Here is a 23,578-nt window from a genome sequence, read left to right as displayed (position 1 = left end):
AGGGCCGGATGTTCGCCTCCCGGAACCCGAGCCAGTCTGCCGCAGTCATGGCGGCACTGGATGCGGTGAATGCCCGCTTCGGAAGCGGGACGCTCCGACCGGGATCAACGGGACTGAAGCGGACATGGTCGCCGCGACAGTCCCTGTTGTCAGCCCGTTATACAACCCGGCTGGAGGAAATCGTACGAGCGACCAGTTGGTGACAACGTCTGCTCATGCCTCATAGCCGACATTCAACTCAGAAATTCATCTTCTAACAGCTGCCACCGTGTTTCGGAAATACTACCCGTCTGTTGAACGGGTTAACTCCTCCCAATCCGTAATTTCCTTTTCCAACTGAACGAGACGTTCACGAACAAAGCGTAGAGCATCGCTCCCCAGCAGAAGTTGCGGTGGAGGTGTGTCCGACGCAACAAGTTGAAGCACTGCAGCGGCGAGTTTCGTCGGATCGCCTGGCTGTTTGCCATCCTTAGCGTGTCGAGCGGCCCGGATCGGATCAAACAAAGCGTCGTAATCCTCGATCGCTCGCTCGGTCCTGACCATCGAGCGCCCGGCCCAGTCAGTTCGGAAGGATCCAGGGCATAGCGCGGTGACGTGAACCCCAACAGGCGCCATCTCTGCACGCATGACGTTCGAAATGCCCTGCAAAGCAAATTTGCTGCCACAATAATACGAGATACCCGGCATGGTGATCAGACCACCCATTGATGTCACGTTCACAATAAACCCGCTGCGGCGTTCGCGAAAACGCGGCAGGAAGGCTTTGGCAATCGCAACAGCTCCGAAGACATTGACGTCGAACTGGTGACGCATTTCCTCAAGGGAAGATTCCTCCAGAACCCCTTCATGCCCATAACCGGCATTGTTGATGAGTACGTCGACTGGACCGTGGTCTTCTTCTGCCTGCGCAACGATGGCGGGAATCCGGTCGAACTCGGTGACGTCACACAGGACCACGCGAACATCCGGCAGTCGCTCCAGTAAGGACACTCTTGCGGTTTGCGACCGGACCGTACCAATCACCCGATGACCGGCCTCAAGGGCAGCCTGGGCAATGGCTAATCCAAATCCCGAGTTGGCACCCGTAATAAAAAAGGTTTTCTGTGGCATGGCTCTGCTCGACTGAATTTCGTTCATGCCTTGACCAATAATAGGGTATTACCCTGCTCTCTACTGCGATTTCTCTAATGTCCTTGCCTTATCCTATGAATTATCAATCAGATACCTCTTCGCTCCTCGCACTAGCTGCGGAACTCGCACCGCGATCTGGCTACAACGCCACGTCTTTCCCGAGTGTCCGTATCCTGCGTTCCGAGACTATTCTTGAAGATGTTCCGGTACTTTATCGGCCTGGGGCGGTTTTCGTTCTGCAAGGGTTCAAGCAGGGTTTCCTCAATGGTGAGATCTACCGATATGATGCCGAGCATTACCTCGCCGTTTCGGTCCCTGTGCCTTTCCGGATGGCTTCGCAGGCCAGCCCTGCTCAGCCTCTGCTTGCCATTTACTTCGATTTTGACCTGCATCTTGCTGCTGAAATAGCGACGACACTGAATGGACAAGCCGGTCATGACGAAAGAATGCAGGCACGAAGTCTGATTTCAAGTCGAATGGCACCCGCCATGACGGATGTACTCCAGCGCCTGCTTCACGCTCTCCATCATCCCCAGGAACTCACTATTCTCGGCCCGGGGCTATTGCGTGAATTGCATTACCGCGTTCTGGTAGGGCCTCAGGGCGGCTCCCTGATGGCAGCATTGCATCGTAATGACACGACAGACAGGATCGTGCAGAGCCTCGCGCTGATCCGCGAACGCTACAAGGAAGGCCTATCGGTCTCGGAACTCGCTGTAACAGCCGGCATGAGCGTTCCGTCATATCACGTCGCCTTCAAGTCCCTTACCGGGAACACCCCGATCCAATATCTCAAAGCGCTGCGGCTGCACGAAGCTCGGCTGATGATCGCACGACGTCAGGGAACACTTGCCGTTATTGCCGCCGAAGTTGGCTATGCCAGTCCTGCCCAGTTCAGCCGGGATTTCAAACGCCATTTTCATCGCACCCCAAGCGAGGAGGCCAAATGGATGCGAGAACATCTGGGAGAGCCGATACAGGCTTGACGCGAGAGTCTCACGCCCTCCGTCGGCTGATTGCTTAACAGACAGGCGGTAACCGCCTCTTTTCGGATATTTGGCGTGTCGTTGGCCTGACTACAAAGCTGACATCAAACCAACCCTGATTCGGCGGCACGTTCGTTGGCTGGTCAAATCGCACGCGTTCTGCTAATGCTGCAGCTAGAGCGGAAGTGAACTGTTCCTTCCGACACTCCCCGCACATCTAATGATTGCTTGATGTCGATGCCCATATTGGGCGCCGACCGTACACGCGACACGCCAAGCCCGCCCTTACCGGCAGGCTTTTTTTGTGTCCGCATCACAGGACATTCCATGCCCGATACGGATCAGCATTCCGCCCTGACCTTCGTCATGAGCGCTCATCACCTGCTCGACGTCGTCAGGCAACATCTCCCCAGTCAGGAAACGGTAATCCGTCTCGACGGGCTCGCGCGAACCGCCTTTGGGGCGGCGGAGGTGGCTACGGGCGCTGCCCTGCTGTTCGCCGGCCCGGGCCCGATCTTCAGCAAAATCGGCGGAGCGGCGTTGATCGTCCATGGAGTGGACACCATCGAAGCGGGAAACCGCGCGTGGACCACGGGTCGGGCGACGCCGACGATGACCCAGCGGGCCGCCGCCCTGATGGTCCATGCCTCACCGATCGTGGGCGATGTGGTGGGGCGGTACCGCCGATGCAATCGTCCTTTCGAGCATGCTTCACATGGTCAGTGAGCTTTCAGCGACGCGGGCGATCCGGGTCGCATCGGCGGATGTGCGTTACCTCACCTTCGATCATGGCGACATCTTTCCGGAGCATTTTCATCAGCCTGCTCCGGAGTTCGGGCGGGCGGCTAACCAGAACCTGAGCCGACTATCTCATAGGCGAGATAGTCTGGACCTCGACCATCATGAAGCGCCGCCCCATAATCGTAAGGCAGGCGGCTATGTACTTTCCAAGCATGTCAATCCGATGAAGGAGTATGTCGAACGCCGGCTTAAGAAGGAGCGCCGACCCGTCGTATCCTTCTTCACGTCGAAGCACGAGGCGGAGCAAACGATCCATCGAGTCTTGCAAGACAATGCGCGCCAGATTGATGAGTGGCTTAAGACCGCTGGCTCCGGGGAGCAGATCGACATTGCAAGTAATATTTCGGGACGAGGAACGGTCGTCATTCACCAAGCGGATCGAGTGCAACGGGAGGCGTGGCGAGCTGAGGTCAGGATCAAGAATACCGAACATAATAGAATGGTCGATCATGTTTTCACCGTCAAACTTCACGCACAGTGATATCCGGGAAGCTTTCCCGAGATTATCCAGTTTAGGATCCGGGCCTCTAGGCGAATACGCCGATATGTATGGCGACACGCTGGATGAGGCCATTCAAGAGGGGGCGTCCTGCCACGGCCTCCAGTTCAATCTGGAGGCGATCAAGGAATTACAGAGGCTCTTGTCCTTTACCGACGAGCAGATCGGTCGAATTACCCACGCATGGATCTTACTCTCAATCGATGTCACCGCTGATGATAGCGAGGCGACATTCAAAGGCAGATATCTCACGTATCGCGCATTCTGGGAGGCTGTTTTGCGTGCTTTCGAAAACTGAACTTGTGACGGTTTTGTTCCGGTGCACTGAGTATTTTATGCTCGCATCAGGAGAGGCACGGAACCATGGCAGCGACACACACAGAATAATTTCGCCATGAGGCAGTGAGGATTGCCTTGAGCAGCGGTTTGTTACGGACCCGCGTGGCGGCGGATCTAGGGATTGGCAAATCGACATTGGGACACTGGATTTCGCAGTATCGGACGGTCGAACTGCCAGTGCCTGAACTCCAGACTGATCTGGCTCGGGAGAACGAGCGCCTTCGCCTGGAAAACCGCGTTCTTAGGCTCAGGACTCATATCTAGAACATGATGGTTGCGGCGAGGCCAATGGCCGAGAAGAAGACGGTGGGGCATCTGTCGTAGCGGGTCGCAACCCGCCGCCAGTCCTTGAGCCTTCCGAATATGATCTCGATGCGGTTGCGACGTTTATATTTTCGCTTGTCATACTTGACTGGCTTTCCGGGGGATTTCCGTCCTGGAATGCAAGGCTTTATCCCTTTCTCTTCCAGGGCTTCCCTGAACCAGTCGGCATCATCTCGCGATCTCATAGCATCCATTGTGCTGCGGGAAGACTGTCCAGCAGGGCAGCAGCACCAGTATAATCGCTGACCTGTCCCGCTGTCATGAAGAAGCTCAGCGGTCGTCCGTTCTGATCGGTGACCGCATGGAGCTTAGAATTCATACCGCCTAATGATCCCGCTCAGCACGCGACGGTCATCAGCCCGTGGTTTACCGTGGCTCTTGGGAAAGAACAGCCGTAGACGCTCCATCTGGTCGTCCGTTAGCCAAAACAAGTCACTCATCTCCAGTCTCCTCACAGAGCCTGAATCAGATTTTTACAATCATACCAATGGGTCCTGAGCCTAAAAACACAAGTCAGGTACATCAACCGAAAGGCTGTTCGCCCCCCCCTTAGGTTATCCATAAATTGATCTATAATCAGATACTTAAAATCCAAACATATGATCTAGAGAGAAGGTACCTGTATCGTTTTTTAGGCCGTGATAGCCGAAGAGGCGGCAGGTAAGGTCCCGGATCAGGACATATCCTCCCTCTCCTGCCTGTTGAATGTGATCTGGCTGGAACTGTTCATCGGGACGAACGATGAAAGATCCGTTTGGCCTGATCCGTACGCCAGTCTGCGCGATGAGCGTGCCGTCTGCTCCATAAAGCAGCAGAGTAGTCTCGGAAGTTTCCGTTCCTTCAACGGAGGCCGGATGGATCAGGCAGCAGAAACTCCGAAGAGTTTCGTCTCCGATGCGCTGTCCAAGTTTGAGGAAAAGCCTCGTGCTAAGACCGGGAGGGGGGCCGGCATAGGACTGTGGCTCAGAGCGCCAGGTCATAAGCGTATTGAAGATATGAGCCCCGAAGCTTGTTTCGGCGGCATGGCCGCTGATATGGTTCCTGTATCGCATCAACGCATGCAGCCATCCGTCCGCCTCGCCACCGTTCCGGAAATCATAAACCAGATCCGCATGGCCCTGTTGATCCGTCATGGTGTGGAGAGCAACAGCGGTGTCGTGGTTGCGCGGCAGGTCTCCCAGAAAATGAGATCCGGTTTTTGAGCCGTTCTCGTCGAACAGATCCAGCCGCACAGGCAGGGACTGAATCGCTTCCGACATGGGGTTTGGTTGAAGAAACGTTTCAAAATATTGTGGATCGAGGATCGGGAACGGAAGCAGGAAGCCGCGACCCAGCGATGGCGGGAACTGACGGATTGCCGGTTCAGGACGCAGATTGTCGCGTTCGACGTTCAGATGGGCAATGCGTGTCCGACCGTGCTGGGTGATTTCATAACGAGGTCGGACGAGATGCCGCCCGGATCGCATTTCGAGTTGTGCAGGCCAACGCAGGTTGGGGAACAGATGCCCGATATTGACGCTGACTGTCTCAAACGGTCCGATTGACTGATCCAGTCCGTGGGATACGTCTTCGCCCATGCGGTTAAAGGTGATGGCCCCTTTTGGAATTGTGGTCGCATGGCTATTCTGAACCCAGACGATCAGTGTTTCGTCTGCTTCAGGAGCAGGAAGCGTCGCATACCGCACAGAAGGCCATGCATTGGCATCATGGGTAACCGAGAGGCTCGGATTGCCGTTTTTACCCCAAGTGTCGAGCGCATATTTTACGACATCATGCCCACGGGCTCCCAGAACATGGATGAAAAGCTGCCCGGTAAATTCTGGTAGATCGAACCTGCGGCGTACTTCCGCGCTGTCGATCGTAATTCCTGCCCCTGCCCGCTCTACGGGCTGTTCCCACTGGGCGAGCACGGAACCTGATGTGTCGTAGAGACGCATCCAGTATCGCAGGTTTTCCGTACCATAATTCGACCAGTAGTTGGCCGTGACAATCCGGCAGGAGAACTGATCTGTATCCCGGAAAAATGCGAAATTGGTTGCGAAATTCAGTTTGTCCAGATAGGGGCGCCCTGCAACGAGCATCGTCTCCGGGAGGCATGCGGGCGACAGGGTATGAAGCTCGCGTCCGTTCTGCAGGACTTTTAGTCGCGCCCGCATTTTTGCATCGTCAAAGGACAGTGCGAGGATAAGGTCTGCTTCCGTGGCAGGAAGCTCGACCAGAGCCCTTAGAATCCCGCCAAATCCGTCCGGCTGGCCTACTTTTTCCGTATCGTGGACATAGACACAGGCGGGTTTCAGGCCAGGATAGAGCGCCGCCAGAGTGCGGGCTGCATCGTCCGGGTCATAGATAGCAAGGGTCCGGCCGGAGAATTCGGCTTCCATCCGGGCAAGTGCTTCCGCGGCTAGAGGATGGGCCAGCGCCTTGTACAGAACATTGCCACCCTGTGGACCGAAGGTGCGGATATCGAGCATACAGGGGGCCCTTTCAGAGCTTCAGACGTCGGCGCATTTCTCTCGCCACGGAGGGGGTATCGTCAAGCGGCTCCACTGGCCAGACGGGTTGAGAGGGGTTGAACCATTTCACCCGCCCCGCATCTTCCAGTGTTTTCACAAATCTTGAAATCCGACCTGAACGCCCCGGTAGGGGGAAGATCAGAACGGGCGCTGAGGTGGCGACAGCTTCGGAAATCATGGAAACGCTGTCCGTCGTCACGGCAATCATATCCGCGCAGGCCAGCATTCCCATATAAGGGTTTTCATCACCGCTCCCTGTCAGAACGGCAATTCCGTGGGGCTCAAGTGTCTCCTGAAAGACAGCGACGGCTTTCGGATCGGTCCGACGGGATGGCGTGAGAACCGCCTGCATGGTGTTGCGCATCGTAAACGCAATAATCTCCTGCGCCATCAGGTGTGCCTCGGCCTCTCCCAAAGAAAAGCGGCCATTCGCCCCTCCAATCAGCACCGATAACAGGGGACGCCCGTCCTGTTTCAGTCTCCCGTTCCATTCGCAACGGGCCTGAATGAGTTTCTGCGGCGTTACGGGATGGAGCGCATTGCGAGAGATCAAAACATTCTGGCCCGCAATCCCGTCATGCGTGTTGGCGACGACCAGATCAAATTTGCGAACGGATATGCGGGGGTTCTGAATTTGGACGACGGGTAAGCCCTCACGTCGCGCTACTGCTCTGCCAATGACACCGCCTGTTCCGCCAATACAGATGATGAGGTCGGTATCTGGCGGAATTTCAATCGGATCGACATGTAGGAGTGGGGCTGGCCAGTATCGGGCCGGGAAACGGGACCAGAAAGGATGGATCCGCACGGGGCGAAATTCCCAGTGGAGACCGGCCTTCTCGGCCAGACCGGCGCCTTGCGCGCGCATGCCTGCAAAGTCCTCCGCGATGATGATGGCTTTCATGAAGGACCTCCCTGAAAAGAAGGTGTTTCCCGAACTGCGAGAAATTTGGCAAGAAGCGCGTATGACAACGCCTCCTCAGACGCGCGCCGAGACGCGCCCTGCCCCTTCGGTTGCCACCCCGGCTGCTCCCGTTCCCGGATTTGAGGAACTGGGGCTGATTGCTCCATTACTGGCAACCCTCGCTCAGGCGGGGCATAAACGGCCAAGTCTGATTCAGGCTCAAGCCATTCCGCCGCTGCTGGAAGGAAAGGACGTTCTGGTCGGTTCCCAGACGGGAAGCGGCAAGACAGCTGCGTTCGTTCTCCCCATGCTTCAGAAACTTGAAGAGGCGGGGCCTGCTCCGGGGCCGCGTGCCCTTATTCTGGAGCCTACGCGAGAGCTTGCCGCGCAGACAGCAGCAGTCTGCCGGCAACTGGGTCGCAGGCTCTCGCTCAAAACACGTGTCATCTGCGGAGGGACCTCCCGCGAACAGCAGGTTCGCTCCGTCAGTGACGGCGTCGATATCGTGGTTGCCACGCATGGCCGCTTGCTGGACCTGGTCATGCAGGCGGATCTCGTGCTCGAACATCTGAACTATCTTGTGCTGGACGAGGCTGATCGGCTGCTGGACGAGGATTTCTCGGCCAGCATGACCGCGCTGATCCCCTATTTCCCTGATGTCCCGCCCCAGACAGTGTTCTGTTCGGCCACGCTGCCCGAGCCTGTAATGGATCTCGCGAAACGCGTGACGCGGGACCCGGTGCGGGTGGAGGTCGCCGCCGAGTCGTTCACGCCCAAAACCATCCGGCAGCGTGCGATTTTTGTTGAGAAGGATGACAAGCCGGAAACGGTCGCACGCCTTTTAAAGCATTTCGAAGGCCGCAGTATCGTTTTTGCCCGAACGAAAAACACGGTGGATGCTCTTTCCCGTGTGTTGCGACGGCACGGCCTGCGGGTCGAGACCCTGCATGGTGACCGCACGCAGGGAGCGCGCAACAAGGCGCTGGATCTTTTCCGTCAGGGACGGGTTCCGGTACTCGTCACGACCGATATTGCATCACGGGGGCTCGATATCCCGGATGTCGATCTCGTCATCAATATGGACATGCCGGAAACGCCTGAAGCCTACGTCCACCGAATCGGACGGACCGCCCGTGCAGGTCGCAAGGGGGTCGCGTTCTCCCTTATCAATATTGATGAACGCACATTCCTGCGGGACGTCGAAAAACACATTGGTTACAAGGTCCGGATCGCAACGGAGGAGTCGTTGGATCGTTAAGCCGTTCCAGTTCCTGCCAGAATCGCCCTCGCCAGTTTTTCCCACTCATGCCTTCTGTCGACGCGCGGCCGCATGGCAGGAGGCGCTTTAAGAACCGTAGACAGGGCATTCGCAATCGAAGCCGGGTCTGGCTCACAGAGCACGGCCTGTGTGTCTGCGGAAAACTGTTCCACGAGGCCGCCCACACGTGTGGCCACGACATGGCGTCCACTGGCAATGGCCATGGCGCCCACTCCGCTCTGGGATGCTTCACGGTAGGGCAGCACCACGATGTCCGCCCACTCCACGAGGCCCGGTAATTCGTCTTCCGGAACCCAGCGGTTTTCGACAGTCACGTGACGAATTGCAGAAAGCATCCGCAGCTCGGGGCTGTCGGGCCCCTCGCCAACAACCCGGCATTCGAAAGGGTGCGCAAGACAGGGAAGAGCCTGCGCGAGAAGGTCCAGCCCCTTATAGGGCAGCAGGCGCCCGAACATCAGGAGTCTCGGGGGGCCATCATGTGCGAAAGGATTCGTGGATGAAGCGCCGATAAAGGGTGGATGCGCAAACGCCATTACAGGGCGGTCGGGTGCCGGGTCCCCCGCCATCATCGCCTCTGCGACGTGGCGACTCAAGGTAACGATCTGATCGGCCTGTCGGATCAGCGCATTCTGAAGGGTTGCCTGAAACGGATATCCATCGCCCGGGTGGGGATGCGCGTCATGAACGATGACCACGATTTTTGTTCCGAACCGTTTCAGAACCTGCACCATCAGAAGGTCCAGCGGACCCGGCATGGCACAGATCGTAAGATCCGGCCTGAAATCTCTGACAATCCGTGTGAGACGCAGTCCAAGCCACGGAGACGTTACGAGGCGTCCCAGAAGTCCCCAGAACGATCCGTAAGTCGGCACTTTCACCACGGCGGCGGGGGCATCGTGACTGCGAAGGATCTCCGCCCGATCGGACAGACACAGCAGGACATGCTTTCCTTCAATACGCCCGAGGCCATCGGCGAGATCAACAGCGATTCGCGGACCTGCACCCCGCCTTCCCCACTGCCACACCAGAATGCGCTGTGCAGGCTTTGTCATCCTGCTACCCCGATGGCTCTCACAGCGGTCATGAGCGTTTCTCCGTTCAATCGCGCCTTGATCCGCTTTTCAGCATTTTCGCCAAGTCGCGCCCGCAGATCCGGATCATCCGCGGCACGTCGCAGAGCCTGCGCGGCGGAATCGATGTCAGGGAGTGCCCAGTCCGTTTCCGGCATCTCCCAGATTCCGCGCGGATCATGGGCGGGAACCAGCGTATAGGCTACTGGCAGCCCACAGGTCAGATCCAGAAATTCGGTTGTCGCAGACCAGTCGGTCGCCACGACACAACGTCCTAATGACATGGCCTCCGCAACAACCAGTCCAAAACCCTCGCTGCGGTGCAGGGACAAAACAATATCTGCGCAGGCCGTCAGTGCCAGCCGGTCCGGTCCGGTCAGATCCTCCGTAAGAATACGGATGTTGGGCACATCTTTTACGAGTTCTTCAATCATTCCGAGGTCATGTGAATAGTGCTCGGTATGCCCGATCTTCAGGATCAGAAGCCTGTCCTGCCGGTCACCAAATGCGTTTCGGAAGGCCCTTATGGACTCGACAGGGCTTTTTCGGACCATGCTTGAAGACAGACTGAACGACACCAGAACGATCACACAGTCTTCTGGCAGCCCGAATGACTCCCGGTTTCGCAGGGAGGGCTGCTGCCCGGCGAGCCCCAGAGGATGTTCGACAACCCGCACTTTCCGTCCGAGGGTGCGCAGTGCATTGGCTGTAAAATGTGATGGTGCCCATATTTCATGAACATGCCTGCGGGCCGGACGCCAGGTTTGCGGCACGACTTCGAGCTCCCAGGCCCAGTATCCAACGATCCTTCGCCCTGTCCGAAGGGAGCGCGGCATGAAAAGCTGGGCATAAGGCAGCATCGGCGCATTCACATGCATGACCAGCGGTGCGGCGGGTCCTGTATGGTTACCTTCCAGCACACGCCGATCAATATCCCATGTCGCACAGGGGATATTCATATCGCGAAGCGCTTTGACCATCAGTCTCGCCCCCTCACCCAGCCCGGAGCTTCGACTGAACTCACCAGCTATGATGATGCCATGGGCTAATATGGCAGGAAACGGCCGGACGGGCGGAACTGCGAGCGCTGTAACACGGGCAAAGAACTGGCGTCGCAGCCGTGCTGGAAGCATTTGCCATACTTTGTGAAAAATGGAGAGTGACCGCTTTGTCATCGTTTCATGGGTGCCGTTTTCCCCGCAATTTGGGGCCAGCGGCGCTCTTAATCTGTGGGACATCGTGCGGATAACTGACAATGGACGCGCCAACGGACCCTCGGCGAAATGAGACACTTTTCAGGAGCCGATGAAGAAAAAGGCGTCATTCCCTCTCTGGCGACCCGTCCCGAACGTGCTTACACTACTCGCCATGACCGATCCACGTACTATCCTCGGTAACGCAGGAATGGCTCTGCCGCAAACGCGTCCGGAACGCGGGACAGCCTGTGGCATGTCAGGAAAATGGTTTTCCGGAGGCTGTCGGGGATCATGAGCTGCAAGGCGGGCCAGCGACACCATCCGATCCGGATCCGTCAGCCCCGTCTGTCGGAGACCCTTCCGGGAATAGGACGTCCCCCCGTCACTTTTAGGGTTGCATTGCCTGTTCCGGACCTTTCCGAGTGGCGGCAGCCTCCTTCCGGTATTTCCGGCGTCTGGATCTTCGATTCGGGACATACGGGACCGGAAATCGTCGTCACGGCCATGGTCCATGGAAATGAGTATGCTGGAGGATGGGCGCTCGAAAATTTTCGCAGACGGGAGCTGGTACCGTCTGCGGGCAGACTGACACTCATCCTAGCCAACCTTCACGCCTTTGATCGTTTTGATGCGACGGATCCTGTGCTGGCCCGGCACGTGGATGAGGATCTCAATCGCTTGTGGCATCCTACACGTCTGGCTGGACGCGATCATTCCGTTGAACTCGACCGTGCCAGAGTGCTTCAACCTCTGATTGCTCGCGCGGACCTTCTTCTGGACCTGCATTCCACACTTTGGCCTTCAGAGCCGCTTTTTATCGTACCTCCGCGCCAGCGGTCGGTGGAACTTGGTTGTGCACTGGCTGAGGGAGACAATCTGCCGCCGACCGTTCTGACTGATCTGGGACATCAGGGGGGCTCACGCCTGATAGAACATGCCCATTTCATGGCAGCAGGAGGCACCGGACGAAGCTGTCTTCTGGAAGCCGGTTCTCATTGGGAACCCGCGACCGTTCAGGTCATGGAAAATGCGATAATGCGCCTGATAGCACAGGCAGAAACAATCCATCTGCGCGGACAGGCGACAGACGCGACCAGGGAGGCTGAATTGGCCGTCGTCACTGACAACATTATTGCCCGTCATACCGATTTCAGTTTTGTGCAATCTTGGGAAGGTGGAGTGATAATCCCAAAGGCGGGAACACCTCTCGCCCATGATGGAGAAGATCTGATTTACACCCCTTATGATGAGTGTATGCTGATCATGCCCAATCTTCGCCCCCGTCGGGGGCAGCTCGCGGTCCGTCTCGCCAGACGAACCGCAGCACCGCTCAGATCTTAAGCTGAGGCACGGTCATAGATCGGGAAGCGACGGCACAGGGCCTTTACTTCTTCATGTACGCGGGCCGTGACGGCTTCTGAGTTTTCTTCCTCAAGAGCTGCTGTCAGCACTTCGTCGATCATGCGACCGACTTCGCGGAACTCGGCTTCTCCAAATCCCCGTGCTGTTGCCGCCGGGCTGCCCAGACGGATGCCGGAGGTCACGAAGGGCTTTTCCGGATCGAACGGAATGGCATTTTTGTTCGCCGTAATGCCGGCACGTTCCAGAATGGCTTCGGCCAGCTTGCCCGTTACCTTCTTCGGACGCAGATCGACAAGGATCAGATGGCTGTCCGTGCCGCCTGTGACGATGTCGAAGCCACGGTTCTGAAGCTCGTCCGCCAGAGCGCGGGCATTGGCGAGAACACGCTTCTGATAGTCCTTGAACTCGTCCGAAAGTGCTTCGCCAAACGCAACCGCCTTGCCTGCGATGACATGCATGAGCGGGCCGCCCTGCAGACCGGGGAATACGGCGGAGTTCACCTTCTTCGCTAGTTCCGGATCGTTCGTCAGGATGATGCCACCACGCGGGCCACGCAGCGTTTTGTGCGTCGTGGATGTCGTGATGTCCGCAACTGGAACCGGGTTCGGATACAGACCAGCGGCTACCAGACCGGCAAAATGCGCCATGTCCACCATCAGATACGCACCGACTTCATCGGCGATTTTGCGGAACCGGGCGAAGTCGATGACGCGCGGATAGGCAGAACTGCCAGCCACGATGATCTTCGGCTTGTGCTCGCGGGCCAGCGCTTCCATCTGGTCGTAATCGATCAGACCATCTTCAGCGCGCACGCCATACTGTACGGAGTTGAACCACTTGCCCGAATAGTTCGGAGCTGCGCCGTGCGTCAGATGTCCACCAGCGGCAAGGCTCAGGCCAAGAATTGTATCCCCCGGCTTGGCCAGCGCCATGAAGGCCGCCTGATTGGCATTGGCACCGGAATGCGGCTGCACGTTTGCGAACTCTGCGCCGAACATCTTTTTCAGACGCTCGATGGCGAGGTTCTCAACGCGGTCCACATCCACGCACCCGCCGTAATAGCGCTTACCCGGAAGGCCTTCCGCATACTTGTTCGTCAGCACTGAACCCTGTGCTTCCATGACTGCGAAAGAGGCCATGTTCTCCGAAGCGATGAGCTCGATGCCATCCTGCTGGCGCGTCAGCTCTTCGTTCAGGATCGTGGCAACTTCGGCATCAACCTCCTTGAGGGGGGCATGAAAGAAACGATTCAGCGTGGACTGGCTGGCGTGTTCCGACATCGTGGTCCATTCTCCAGGGTGAGTTCGGCATGTGACTAGCCCAGATTGTCTGCCTCGGCAAAAACAATCCGCCTTTCAAACGAGGATCCTTCATGACCACTCCGCTCTGGCGGACCAAACCCGTATCATCCGCAGCCGACAGCCAGACTGGCCTCAGGCGTGTTCTCGGTCCCTGGCAGCTCGTCGCCCTTGGTATCGGCGTGACGATCGGTGCTGGTCTTTTCTCTCTTACAGGTGTTGCTGCTGGCCAGAATGCCGGTCCGGCCGTGACGCTGTCTTTTGTTATCGCAGCTGTGGCCTGTGGTTTTGCCGGCCTATGTTATGGCGAACTGGCCGGGATGATTCCCTCCGGTGGCTCGGCCTATTCCTATGCCTATGCCTCCATGGGAGAGCTGATTGCGTGGATGATCGGATGGGATCTTGTGCTCGAATATACGGTGGGAGCCGCGACCGTTGCTTCAAGCTGGTCCGGCTATCTGGCGTCGCTACTGGGGGGATGGGGGCTTCCCATCGACCCGAGGCTTCTTGCTCCGCCACTAACGCCTGTGACGCTGTCAGACGGCACCATCACGACCGCATGGTTCAATCTCCCAGCAGCCTGCGCCTTGTGGATCGTGACGGCGCTCCTGATGCGCGGTGTCAGCGAGTCTGCGAAAGTGAATACGGCTGTCGTCGTCATCAAGCTGGCGGTCGTTGCTATTGTCATCGTGGCCTGCGCGCCCCATGTCCATATGGCGAACTATCATCCGTTCATTCCTGACAATACCGGCACATTTGGCACGTTCGGGTTTTCGGGTGTCATGCGTGCGGCCGGGATGGCCTTCTTCGCCTATCTCGGCTTCGATATCGTCTCAACGGCCGCACAGGACAGCCGGAACCCGGCACGGAACATCCCGATTGGGATTATTGGAAGTCTACTGATCTGCTCCGTGGTTTATGTCATTTTCTCGCTGGTTCTGACCGGGGTGGTCAATTATCGTCTCATGGCCAATGACCCAAGCCCGGTGGCGACCGCTATCGACACCGCGCATCTCCCTTGGGTCGCCAGTCTTGTGAAGCTCGGTATTACGTCGGGATATGTTTCAGTTCTGTTCGGAATGCTCTTGGGACAGGCACGGATCTTTCTCGTCATGTCCCACGACGGGCTACTTCCCCCGCTCTTTGCCCGGCTGAATGCCCGTACCCGCACACCTTGGACGTCTCATCTTCTGTTTGCAGTTCTGACGAGCCTGCTTGCGGCTCTCGTGCCGATTGGCGTGCTTGGGAACATGACCTCAATCGGAACGCTTCTTGCATTCATCATTGTCTGTGCGAGCGTTCCCGTCCTGCGCCGGACCCAGCCGGATGCGCCCCGTCAATTCCGTGTACCGGGTGGGGCTATCATTCCGGTTCTCGGCATCTTGTCCTGTGGGGCCGTGATGGTGTCGCTTGATCGCCTAACCTGGATCAGGCTCATCGTCTGGCTCATCATTGGGCTTGTCATCTATTTCGTCTACGGCATCCGCAACAGTCGACTTTGCAGGGATTGAAGTTAGGCGCATGATCGGGGGCATGAGCAATGCAGCATACCCCCTTTCCCGCCCGCGGCGTAATCGCCACGATGCTTTCACCCGCCGTCTGGTGCAGGAACATCGCCTGCATGTCGACAACCTGATCTGGCCGATCTTCGTCTGCGAAGGTGAAAACCAGCGCCAGAAAGTCGACTCCATGCCGGGTGCCGAGCGCGTCAGCGTGGACAATGTCGTCGAACATGTGCGGCAGGCCGTGGACCTCGGCGTCCCAGCCATCGCCATCTTCCCCGTCACGCCCATGAGCGTTCGCGACGCTGTCGGTACCGAGGCCTTGAACCCGGACAACCTGATGTGTCGCGCCTCGCGCACCATCAAGGATGCTTTCCCCGATCTGGGCATCATCGGCGACGTGGCGCTCGACCCGTACACTGATCACGGCCATGACGGTGTGATCGAGAACGGTCGCATCCTCAACGATGCCTCCGTCGAGATCTTGCGCCAGCAGGCCCTCAATCAGGCCCGCGCCGGCAACGACATCATCGCCCCGTCTGACATGATGGATGGCCGCGTTAAAGCCATTCGCGAAACGCTCGACGGCAACGGCTACGACACAACCCGTATCATGGCTTACACGGCGAAGTATGCCTCTGCGTTCTATGGCCCGTTCCGTGATGCGCTGGGTTCCGGCAGCCTGCTGCACGGGGACAAGAAGACCTATCAGATGGACCCTGCCAATTCCGACGAAGCCATGCGTGAAGTCGAGCAGGATCTGCGCGAAGGTGCGGATATGATCATGGTCAAGCCGGGGATGCCGTATCTCGATATCATCCGCCGCGTGCGTGAACGCTTCGAGGTTCCGACCTTCGCCTATCAGGTGTCCGGCGAGTACGCGATGCTGATGGGCGCCATCCAGAACGGCTGGCTCGACCGTGACCGCACGATCATGGAAAGCCTGATTGCCTTCAAGCGTGCCGGTTGTAACGGCATCCTTACCTATTTCGCACTGGATGCCGCCCGTCTTCTACGGGACGAACACTGAAAAGCCCACAGACCCGAGGTGTTCAGTCCTATTACACGGGGCTGAACGCTGAAAACATTGCAGCCCGCCTCCTCGAGGAGCGCGGGCTGACAATTATGGCGCGCAGATTGCGGACGCCTTATGGCGAAATCGATCTTCTGGCGGCAGATTCGGAATGGCTGATTGCGGTTGAGGTCAAACAGAGACGCAGTCTGCGGGAAAGTGCTTCCTGCCTCACTGTCAGACAGTCTCAAAGGCTGATAGAAGCCTTCGAGTATATCCTGCTGACGAAACCCGATTGGCAGCGGCCCAACGTCCGGTTTGATCTGATCGTCGTGGACCCTTCAGGCCAAGCGCGGCGCATTCGGGATGCGCTGCGCCAGTTCTGAAAGCTCAGGTGCGACGGGCGCGGGCGTGATGATGGGCGGAGGCAACCGTCACACGCGCGTGAGAAATGGCATGCGGACGGTAAGCAACGTTGCGAACCATCGCATGTGAGCCAGCCCATGCAACGGCGGTGTGCGAAGTGCTGCGACGCGCAAGTGCATGATGGAAAACGGAACGGTGATAGACCGGCGTGGCGGTCAATGCGTCGAAGGTCAGCTTGCTGGCTTCATAGTCGGTGATGGCAGGACGGGCATAGGCTTTGCCTGCCCCCATGCAGATACCGACACCCATGATACCCAGAGCAATTCTGCCGACCCAGTTGCGCGCCATTGACGTTGTGTCCCATCCCGTTCTGATGGAGACAGCCTATGCGCTGAACTCGGGGTCCGGCAACCCCTGCTGGGAAAGTTTCCAAAAAAATCAAGGTCCTGCCACTTTTCGCTGCTTCATGGCTGAATTGTGGCAGGAGCAATGCTTAAAAAGTGCTGAATTCAGCACTTTTCGCCATAGTCACGCCCGAATCAGGCAGCGGCTAATCAGGCGTTGGCAGTCGTGATGCCCTTCTCGGTCAGCAGAGTCTCAAGCTCGCCGCTCTGATACATGTCGGTCACGATATCGCAGCCGCCCACGAACTCGCCCTTGATGTAAAGCTGCGGCACGGTCGGCCACTGCGAGAAGTCCTTGATACCCTGACGCAGTTCAGCGCTCTCAAGGATGTTGCAGGTAGCAAACGGAACGCCAAGATGGTTGAGAATCTGGACCACGCGCGCGGAGAAGCCACACTGCGGGAAGAGCTTGTCACCCTTCATGAACAGCATGACCGGATTGGCGTCGATCAGGGTCTGGATATGCTGGAACACGGTTTCGGACATTGGATTTTCCTTGGTTCGGCAGGGCGGACAGACCATCCGCTCCTGCTGTCAGTGTTCGTCTGGAAAAAGAGACGTCAGCCCCGGCTCTTAAGGGGTGAGCGTCTTGAGGGCCATCGCATGCAGTTCAGTGCCCATGCGGGTTCCGAACGCATCATAAACCAGTTTGTGCTGGCGTACACGCGAAAGCCCGCGGAAGGCCTCACTTGTGACCGTGCAGGCGTAATGATCCCCGTCCCCGGCGAGATCTTCGATCTCGATCCGGGCGTCAGGGATAGCGGTAAGGATCGTGCGTTCGATCTCAGAAGCTGCCATCGGCATGGAAATCAGGCTCCCTCACCCATGAACCGCGGGAAAAACGCGGCATTGATCTCGCTGAGATGGTCCGCGCTGACACTGACGGTTTCTGGCACGATCAGATCCTTGCCGCCCGAACGTCCCAGACGGATTGCCGGAACATTGGCCTTCTCAGCCGCTGCGACAAGGGCTGCGCCATCAGAAGTTGCTACAACATAGCAGCCCTGATCCTCACCGAACCAGAAGGCATGCGCGGCAATATCCGTCGGAGCGGCTTCAAGCGTGCAGCCAACGCCGCTTGCCATGACCATTTCCGCCACCGTCACCAGCAGTCCGCCATCGGCAATGTCGTGACAGGCCGCAACTGCGCCTGCGCCGATCTGGCTGCGCACGAAATCACCGTTGCGACGCTCGACAGCAAGATCGACCACTGGCGGTGCACCATCTTCACGCTGGCAGATCTCGCGCAGCCACAGGGACTGCCCGAGTTCGCCGCGGATGGAGCCGACCAGCACCAGATCATGGGCATCGGGCATCGAAAGCCCGATGGACTTCGATGCATCCGCCAGCACGCCAAGCGCACCGATCGCAGGCGTCGGCAGAATGGCCTGTGCCTCACCGGACGGGGAGCGCGTCTCGTTATACAGCGAGACATTGCCGCTCACGACCGGGAAGTCGAGCGCACGGCAGGCATCGCCCATGCCTTTGATGGCATCGGCGAACTGCGCCATGATTTCCGGACGTTCCGGATTGCCGAAGTTCAGGTTGTCCGTCACGGCCAGCGGCGTTGCACCAGTTGCTGTCAGGTTTCGCCATGCTTCGGCCACAGCCTGGGCCCCGCCCGTCTTCGGGTCAGCCTGACAGTAGCGTGGTGTGCAGTCCGTCGTCAGGGCAAGACCCAGACGCGTCCCTTCAACGCGCACAACAGCCGCATCAGCAGCGCCCGGACGACGCGCGGTGTTGCCACCGACCGAGCCGTCATACTGGTTCCAGACCCAGGCGCGGGAGGCCAGATCCGGACAGCCGATCAGCGTCAGTAACGCCTTCTCGATGCCTTCCGGATCGACGGGCGTCTCGATCCGTGCGGGTGCCGTGAGCGGCACGGTCGGACGGTTATAGAGCGGAGCTTCATCTGCCAGCGGGGCCAGCGGAATATCGGCTTCAATTTCGCCATTATGGCGGATAGTGATGCGGCCCGTATCGGTCAGCACACCGATGATGGCGAAATCCAGTTCCCACTTCGCGAAGATCGCACGGGCAACTTCGGTCCGTTCGGGCTTGAGAACCATGAGCATCCGCTCTTGGCTCTCGGACAGCATCATCTCGTAAGCCGACATGTTCGGCTCGCGCTGCGGAACGGCGTCAAGGTTCAGCTCGATGCCAACGCCGCCCTTGCCCGCCATTTCAACGGCGGAAGACGTCAGACCGGCTGCACCCATGTCCTGAATGGCGACGATTGCATCGGTCGCCATCAGTTCGAGGCAGGCCTCAATCAGTAGCTTCTCGATGAACGGATCGCCAACCTGAACGGTCGGACGCTTGGAGGCGGCTTCCTCGTCGAACTCTGCCGAGGACATGGTCGCACCGTGAATGCCGTCACGCCCCGTCTTGGAGCCGACATACACGACCGGATTGCCCACGCCAGCCGCAGCCGACAGGAAGATTTTGTCCTGTTTGGCTACACCGACCGTCATGGCATTGACGAGCGGATTGCCGTCATAGGCCTTGTGGAAGTTGACCTCGCCACCCACGGTCGGAACACCGACGCAGTTGCCGTAACCACCAACGCCACGGACGACGCCATCGACGATGCGGCGCGTTCCTGCATGTTTCGGATCGCCGAAGCGCAGGGCGTTGAGGTTCGCAACCGGACGTGCGCCCATCGTGAACACGTCACGCAGAATGCCGCCGACGCCCGTCGCCGCGCCCTGATAAGGCTCAATGAAAGACGGATGGTTGTGGCTTTCCATCTTGAAGACGGCAGCCAGACCCTCACCAATATCCACGACACCTGCGTTCTCGCCCGGCCCATGAATAACCCAAGGCGCCTTGGTCGGCAGCGTCTTGAGGTGGATGCGGGACGATTTGTAGGAGCAGTGCTCGGACCACATGACGGAGAAAATCCCAAGCTCCGTGAAGCTCGGCGTCCGCCCCATGATCGTGACAAGCTTGTCGTATTCCTCGCCGGTCAGTCCGAAAGACTGGGCAAGCTGGGCATCAATCGTCACACTCATCCGACAAGAGCCTCCACAAGGCCTTTGAAAAGCGGCACGCCGTCGGTTGCGCCGATTTCGGGGTCAGTCAGGTTCTCCGGGTGCGGCATCAGGCCACAGACACGGCCGTTTTCGCTCAGGATACCGGCGATGGAGCGCGTGCTCCCGTTGGGGTTGGTGGCGCGGTCATCGTCCGAAACCACTCCATCCGCACCGCAGTAGCGGAACGCCACGCGGCCCTCGCCTTCAAGACGCTTCAGCGTCTCGGGCGAAGCCGTGTAGTTGCCGTCACCATGTGCGAGCGGCGCGCGGAATACATCCCCGCGCGTCCAGCCCTGCGTATAGGGCGACGACGCGTTCTCAACCTTCAGATGGCAATCCTGCGATAGGAAACGCAGGCCTGCATTGCGTAGCAGTGCGCCCGGCAGAAGATGGGATTCCGTCAGGATCTGAAAGCCATTGCAGACGCCCAGAACGTGACCGCCTTTGCCCGCGAACGCCTTGACGTCCCGCAGGATCGGCGAATGTGCGGCCATGGCACCGCTGCGCAGGTAATCCCCGAAGCTGAAACCGCCCGGCAGCACGACGAGATCCAGATCACCCAGCGAGGTCTCTCCGTGCCAGATCAGACGCGGCGTCTGCCCGGTAACCAGCTTCAGGGCATGAACCATGTCGCGCTCCCGGTTCGTGCCGGGAAATACGACGATACCTGCTTTCATTTCTGGTCCTCCGCCGGAGCGGAAGCTGCATGGCACGGATAGGTGTCATGCAGGGCGCGATAGACCGCTTTACCGGCAGGCTCCGCCAGCGCGTCGTTATGGGCATGCAGCCAGGCGACGACCAGACCGCGGACCTGAGGGGCGGTCTGCTGGGCTGGTACGCAGAATGCCACCGGAGCAGATTCATCATGCGCAAAGCTGTCGTATTTCTTGGCCCAGGCTTCACCATCCATCAGGCCAGACAGATAGGCATCGCACATTCCGATGGAGGACTTGCTGGAGCACATCTGGCCCAGAGCCTTACCCGAAACCTTGGACACGCGCTGCGCGTGAGCTGGGGCTGCGACAAGAGCGGGAGCGGCCGCGACGCCAGCCAGCAGGAAGATCGCGGAAAGACGGGTCATTCTGCTACCTCGACACTGAAATCTTCGATGACTTCGTTAGCCAGAAGCGCGCGCGCCATAGCCTCGCCCTGTGCCAACGCATCGGCGGCATTGTCGGTCGGAACCTCAAGTTCGACGACGCGGTTGACGCGAACTTCGCCGAGCCCCTTGAAGCCGAGGGTTTCCAGAGCATGGCCTACAGCCTTGCCCTGCGGATCAAGAACGCCGTCTTTCAGGGAAACAAAAACACGGATTTTCACTGCACTGCCTCCGGACCCTTGAGGTCACCATTCCCGGCCTCGGGCAGGATGCCGAGACGCTTTGCCACTTCCTGATATGCTTCCTCGACGCGACCCATGTCGCGGCGGAAGCGATCCTTGTCCATTTTTTCGTTCGTCTTGGAATCCCACAGGCGACAGTTATCCGGTGAAATCTCGTCCGCCAGAAGAATACGCATCTCCTCGCCTTCCCAGATCCGTCCGAATTCCAGTTTGAAATCCACCAGCGTGATACCCACGGCCGTGAACATGCCCATCAGGAAATCATTTGTTCTGAGTGCCAGCTGGTTCATGTCATCCATGTCCTGCGGTGCGGCCCAGTTAAACGCTGCGATATGCTCTTCCGACACCATCGGGTCGTTGAGCGCGTCGTTCTTGTAGTAATATTCAATGATCGTGCGCGGCAGGCGGGTTCCCTCGGGGATGCCAAGCCGCTTGGCCAGCGAGCCCGCCGCCACATTGCGCACCACGACTTCAAGCGGAATGATCTCCACTTCGCGGATGAGCTGCTCGCGCATGTTCAGCCGACGGATGAAGTGGGTCGGGATATTGATCTCATGAAGTTTGAGCATCAGGTATTCGCTGATGCGGTTGTTCAGGACACCCTTGCCGGTGATGATGCCGCTCTTCGCGCCGTTTCCGGCGGTGGCGTCATCCTTGAAGTACTGAACGAGTGTGCCGGGTTCTGGGCCTTCAAAAAGAACCTTGGCTTTGCCCTCATAGAGCTGGCGGCGGCGAGCCATGAGCAATCCTTAGCGTTGCGCCGTCCTGACAGGAAATGCGGACAGCTGGAGCAGCGACGACTTGTGGTTCCATAGCATTGCGGAACCGGAACTGCGAGTGTGCGGAACGCTGGAAGTCTACGTCCCGCATACCTCTCAGTTGAAGATACGGGCGAAGATGCGATCCACGGCGCGCAGATGCTGTGCCGGGTCAAAGGCCTGGTCGAGAATTTCTTTGCTGACGCGACCCGCCACTTCCGGATCGGCTTCGAGATTTTCACGGAACGTCTTGAAGCCCGGCTTGTTCAGCTTCGTCCATGTTTCCATGGCATTCCGCTGTACGATGCGATAGGCGTCCTCGCGCGAAATGCCCGCACGAGCCAGCGTCAACAGAACCTCGCCGGAATGGACGACGCCACCGAGGCTCTCCATGTTCGCAATCATCTGCTCGGGATAGACGACTAGCTTTTCCATCATTCCAGCCAGACGCATCAGCGCGAAATCCAGACCGATCGTAGCATCGGGGCAGATATTGCGTTCGACCGCGGAGTGGCTGATGTCCCGCTCATGCCAGAGCGCGACGTTCTCCAGAGCCGGAATGACATGCGAGCGGATCAGGCGCGCCAGACCCGTCAGGTTCTCTGACAGGACTGGGTTGCGCTTGTGCGGCATCGCCGAGCTGCCCTTCTGTCCCTTGTGGAAGAACTCCTCCGCTTCACGGACTTCGGAACGCTGTAAATGACGCACTTCAACGGCCAGACGCTCAATACCACTGGCAATCACGCCGAGGGTGCAGAAGAATGCGGCGTGACGGTCGCGCGGAATGACCTGCGTGGATACGCTCTCGACAGCCAGCCCCAGTTTGTCGGCGACGTATTCTTCGATTTCCGGGTCGATATGGGCATAGGTGCCGACAGCGCCGGAAATTGCACAGACGGCGATTTCCTTCCGGGCCTGCACCAGACGCTCGCGATTACGGGCAAACTCCGCATAGTGCCCGGCAATCTTCAGGCCAAAGCTGGTCGGTTCGGCATGGATTGCATGGCTGCGACCGATCGTCACCGTGTTGCGATGCTCGTAGGCGCGTTCTTTGAGAGCGGCCAGAACGCGGTCCAGATCTTCCAAAAGCAGATCGGCAGCCTGCGTCATCTGAACAGACAGGCAGGTATCCAGTACGTCCGAAGATGTCATGCCCAGATGCACGAAACGGCTGTCCGGGCCGACCTTTTCCGCAAGCCAGGTCAGGAACGCAATGACGTCATGGCGTGTTTCAGCCTCGATCTCATCGATGCGGGCCAGATCCGCATCGGAGAACGCCGCCATGGCAACGTTACCTTTCTCGCGAATGGTCTTTGCTGATTCGGCGGGAATGTCACCCCGTTTTGCCATGGCTTCGCAGGCAAGGGCTTCGATCTCGAACCAGATGCGAAAACGATTGGCGGGAGACCAGATGGCAGTCATCTGAGGACGGCTGTAACGGGGTACCATGCGAACTCC

At 58.4% G+C, this 23,578-nt stretch carries 25 protein-coding genes and 2 pseudogenes; 11 read left to right on the top strand and 16 right to left on the bottom strand.

Annotation, left to right across the window (positions count from 1 at the left end):
- Positions 1-203, top strand: a 203-nt coding sequence (locus tag GKA01_RS09465) for a DUF4113 domain-containing protein (RefSeq protein WP_146861993.1), incomplete at its 5' end; no start/stop codon positions are given.
- A gap of 79 nt (positions 204-282) precedes the next feature.
- On the opposite strand, the gene GKA01_RS09460 is transcribed toward GKA01_RS09465, so the two are convergent.
- Positions 283-1,110 carry an oxidoreductase gene (locus GKA01_RS09460; RefSeq protein ID WP_146861990.1) on the bottom strand — a complete coding sequence of 276 codons (828 nt, stop codon included), beginning with the start codon at positions 1,108-1,110 and terminating at the stop codon, positions 283-285.
- Positions 1,111-1,205: 95 nt separating this feature from the next.
- Between GKA01_RS09460 and GKA01_RS09455 the strand changes: the two genes are divergently transcribed.
- From GKA01_RS09455 to GKA01_RS09440, 5 genes and pseudogenes are all read left to right on the top strand, one after another.
- On the top strand, positions 1,206-2,117 hold the full coding sequence (locus GKA01_RS09455) for an AraC family transcriptional regulator (RefSeq protein WP_146861987.1): 912 nt from the start codon (positions 1,206-1,208) through the stop codon (positions 2,115-2,117).
- A gap of 231 nt (positions 2,118-2,348) precedes the next feature.
- Positions 2,349-2,843 carry a hypothetical protein gene (locus GKA01_RS13810; protein ID WP_228119999.1) on the top strand — a complete coding sequence of 165 codons (495 nt, stop codon included), beginning with the start codon at positions 2,349-2,351 and terminating at the stop codon, positions 2,841-2,843.
- Positions 2,833-3,399 (top strand): RNase A-like domain-containing protein, encoded by a 567-nt coding sequence (locus GKA01_RS13805; protein ID WP_228119998.1) that lies wholly within the window; start codon positions 2,833-2,835, stop codon positions 3,397-3,399. The genes GKA01_RS13810 and GKA01_RS13805 overlap by 11 nt, the downstream gene beginning before the upstream one ends.
- Positions 3,368-3,715 (top strand): hypothetical protein, encoded by a 348-nt coding sequence (locus GKA01_RS09445; RefSeq protein ID WP_244289193.1) that lies wholly within the window; start codon positions 3,368-3,370, stop codon positions 3,713-3,715. Before GKA01_RS13805 ends, GKA01_RS09445 begins: the two co-directional genes overlap by 32 nt.
- A gap of 89 nt (positions 3,716-3,804) precedes the next feature.
- Positions 3,805-4,002: pseudogene (locus GKA01_RS09440) on the top strand (transposase); the annotation flags it as partial.
- A 14-nt stretch (positions 4,003-4,016) separates the two neighbouring features.
- On the opposite strand, the pseudogene GKA01_RS09435 reads toward GKA01_RS09440, so the two are convergent.
- The 3 genes and pseudogenes from GKA01_RS09435 to GKA01_RS09425 all read right to left on the bottom strand — a co-directional run bounded on the left by GKA01_RS09435 (position 4,017) and on the right by GKA01_RS09425 (position 7,497).
- Positions 4,017-4,520 (bottom strand): annotated as a pseudogene (locus GKA01_RS09435) (IS5 family transposase).
- 144 nt (positions 4,521-4,664) lie between these two features.
- Positions 4,665-6,551 (bottom strand): hypothetical protein, encoded by a 1,887-nt coding sequence (locus GKA01_RS09430; RefSeq protein WP_146861984.1) that lies wholly within the window; start codon positions 6,549-6,551, stop codon positions 4,665-4,667.
- A gap of 13 nt (positions 6,552-6,564) precedes the next feature.
- Complete coding sequence (locus GKA01_RS09425) at positions 6,565-7,497, bottom strand: mitochondrial fission ELM1 family protein (RefSeq protein ID WP_146861981.1); 933 nt, start codon at positions 7,495-7,497, stop codon at positions 6,565-6,567.
- On the opposite strand from GKA01_RS09425, the gene GKA01_RS09420 reads away from it, so the two are divergent.
- On the top strand, positions 7,481-8,755 hold the full coding sequence (locus tag GKA01_RS09420) for a DEAD/DEAH box helicase (RefSeq protein ID WP_146861978.1): 1,275 nt from the start codon (positions 7,481-7,483) through the stop codon (positions 8,753-8,755). The two genes, GKA01_RS09425 and GKA01_RS09420, sit on opposite strands and share 17 nt — an antisense overlap.
- Here the strand turns inward: GKA01_RS09420 and GKA01_RS09415 are convergent.
- Together GKA01_RS09415 and GKA01_RS09410 are read right to left on the bottom strand one after the other, a co-directional pair.
- The gene (locus tag GKA01_RS09415) at positions 8,752-9,828 is read right to left on the bottom strand and encodes a glycosyltransferase family 4 protein (protein ID WP_146861975.1); all 1,077 of its coding nucleotides are present in this window, start codon (positions 9,826-9,828) and stop codon (positions 8,752-8,754) included. The genes GKA01_RS09420 and GKA01_RS09415 overlap by 4 nt on opposite strands.
- Positions 9,825-10,979: a glycosyltransferase family 4 protein gene (locus GKA01_RS09410; protein WP_228119996.1), complete on the bottom strand. Its 1,155-nt coding sequence runs from the start codon at positions 10,977-10,979 to the stop codon at positions 9,825-9,827. Before GKA01_RS09410 ends, GKA01_RS09415 begins: the two co-directional genes overlap by 4 nt.
- Before the next feature lie 354 nt (positions 10,980-11,333).
- Between GKA01_RS09410 and GKA01_RS09405 the strand changes: the two genes are divergently transcribed.
- Positions 11,334-12,383: a M14 family metallopeptidase gene (locus GKA01_RS09405; RefSeq protein WP_146861969.1), complete on the top strand. Its 1,050-nt coding sequence runs from the start codon at positions 11,334-11,336 to the stop codon at positions 12,381-12,383.
- On the opposite strand, the gene glyA is transcribed toward GKA01_RS09405, so the two are convergent.
- The gene (glyA, locus tag GKA01_RS09400) at positions 12,380-13,684 is read right to left on the bottom strand and encodes a serine hydroxymethyltransferase (RefSeq protein WP_146861966.1); all 1,305 of its coding nucleotides are present in this window, start codon (positions 13,682-13,684) and stop codon (positions 12,380-12,382) included. The genes GKA01_RS09405 and glyA overlap by 4 nt on opposite strands.
- 92 nt (positions 13,685-13,776) lie before the next feature.
- On the opposite strand from glyA, the gene GKA01_RS09395 reads away from it, so the two are divergent.
- Genes GKA01_RS09395 through GKA01_RS09385 form a run of 3 tightly spaced genes read left to right on the top strand, consistent with a single transcriptional unit; the run spans position 13,777 to position 16,602 of the window.
- Complete coding sequence (locus GKA01_RS09395; protein ID WP_146861963.1) at positions 13,777-15,213, top strand: amino acid permease; 1,437 nt, start codon at positions 13,777-13,779, stop codon at positions 15,211-15,213.
- Positions 15,214-15,223: 10 nt separating this feature from the next.
- A complete protein-coding gene (gene hemB / locus GKA01_RS09390) occupies positions 15,224-16,234 on the top strand; it encodes a porphobilinogen synthase (RefSeq protein WP_146861960.1) in 1,011 nt (336 codons plus the stop codon).
- Positions 16,231-16,602: a YraN family protein gene (locus tag GKA01_RS09385; protein ID WP_307724945.1), complete on the top strand. Its 372-nt coding sequence runs from the start codon at positions 16,231-16,233 to the stop codon at positions 16,600-16,602. The genes hemB and GKA01_RS09385 overlap by 4 nt, the downstream gene beginning before the upstream one ends.
- 4 nt (positions 16,603-16,606) lie before the next feature.
- Here GKA01_RS09385 and GKA01_RS09380 read toward each other — a convergent pair whose 3' ends face one another.
- The 9 genes from GKA01_RS09380 to purB form a co-directional block, all read right to left on the bottom strand.
- Positions 16,607-16,930, bottom strand: a complete 324-nt coding sequence (locus GKA01_RS09380; protein ID WP_146861954.1) for a hypothetical protein — start codon at positions 16,928-16,930, stop codon at positions 16,607-16,609.
- Between the two features lie 206 nt (positions 16,931-17,136).
- Positions 17,137-17,472 carry a Grx4 family monothiol glutaredoxin gene (grxD, locus tag GKA01_RS09375; RefSeq protein WP_099286707.1) on the bottom strand — a complete coding sequence of 112 codons (336 nt, stop codon included), beginning with the start codon at positions 17,470-17,472 and terminating at the stop codon, positions 17,137-17,139.
- Between the two features lie 87 nt (positions 17,473-17,559).
- Positions 17,560-17,790 (bottom strand): BolA/IbaG family iron-sulfur metabolism protein, encoded by a 231-nt coding sequence (locus tag GKA01_RS09370; RefSeq protein WP_146861951.1) that lies wholly within the window; start codon positions 17,788-17,790, stop codon positions 17,560-17,562.
- A gap of 5 nt (positions 17,791-17,795) precedes the next feature.
- Positions 17,796-20,000 (bottom strand): phosphoribosylformylglycinamidine synthase subunit PurL, encoded by a 2,205-nt coding sequence (gene purL / locus GKA01_RS09365; RefSeq protein WP_146861948.1) that lies wholly within the window; start codon positions 19,998-20,000, stop codon positions 17,796-17,798.
- Entirely contained in the window at positions 19,997-20,698 is a 702-nt protein-coding gene (purQ, locus tag GKA01_RS09360) for a phosphoribosylformylglycinamidine synthase subunit PurQ (RefSeq protein ID WP_146861946.1), read from the bottom strand. Before purQ ends, purL begins: the two co-directional genes overlap by 4 nt.
- Positions 20,695-21,102 carry a Rap1a/Tai family immunity protein gene (locus GKA01_RS09355; RefSeq protein ID WP_146861943.1) on the bottom strand — a complete coding sequence of 136 codons (408 nt, stop codon included), beginning with the start codon at positions 21,100-21,102 and terminating at the stop codon, positions 20,695-20,697. Before GKA01_RS09355 ends, purQ begins: the two co-directional genes overlap by 4 nt.
- On the bottom strand, positions 21,099-21,341 hold the full coding sequence (gene purS / locus GKA01_RS09350) for a phosphoribosylformylglycinamidine synthase subunit PurS (RefSeq protein ID WP_141352230.1): 243 nt from the start codon (positions 21,339-21,341) through the stop codon (positions 21,099-21,101). The genes GKA01_RS09355 and purS overlap by 4 nt, the downstream gene beginning before the upstream one ends.
- Positions 21,338-22,102 (bottom strand): phosphoribosylaminoimidazolesuccinocarboxamide synthase, encoded by a 765-nt coding sequence (gene purC, locus GKA01_RS09345; protein WP_141352232.1) that lies wholly within the window; start codon positions 22,100-22,102, stop codon positions 21,338-21,340. Before purC ends, purS begins: the two co-directional genes overlap by 4 nt.
- 135 nt (positions 22,103-22,237) lie before the next feature.
- Positions 22,238-23,569, bottom strand: coding sequence for an adenylosuccinate lyase (gene purB, locus GKA01_RS09340; RefSeq protein WP_146861940.1), 1,332 nt, complete (start codon positions 23,567-23,569; stop codon positions 22,238-22,240).
- Positions 23,570-23,578 lie beyond the last annotated feature (9 nt).

This window comes from Gluconobacter kanchanaburiensis NBRC 103587, assembly GCF_007988905.1.
In the GTDB taxonomy this organism is placed as follows: Bacteria; Pseudomonadota; Alphaproteobacteria; order Acetobacterales; family Acetobacteraceae; genus Gluconobacter; species Gluconobacter kanchanaburiensis.
The sequence above is the reverse complement of the archived record's forward strand: the minus strand, read 5'-3'. Positions and strand labels throughout refer to the sequence as shown.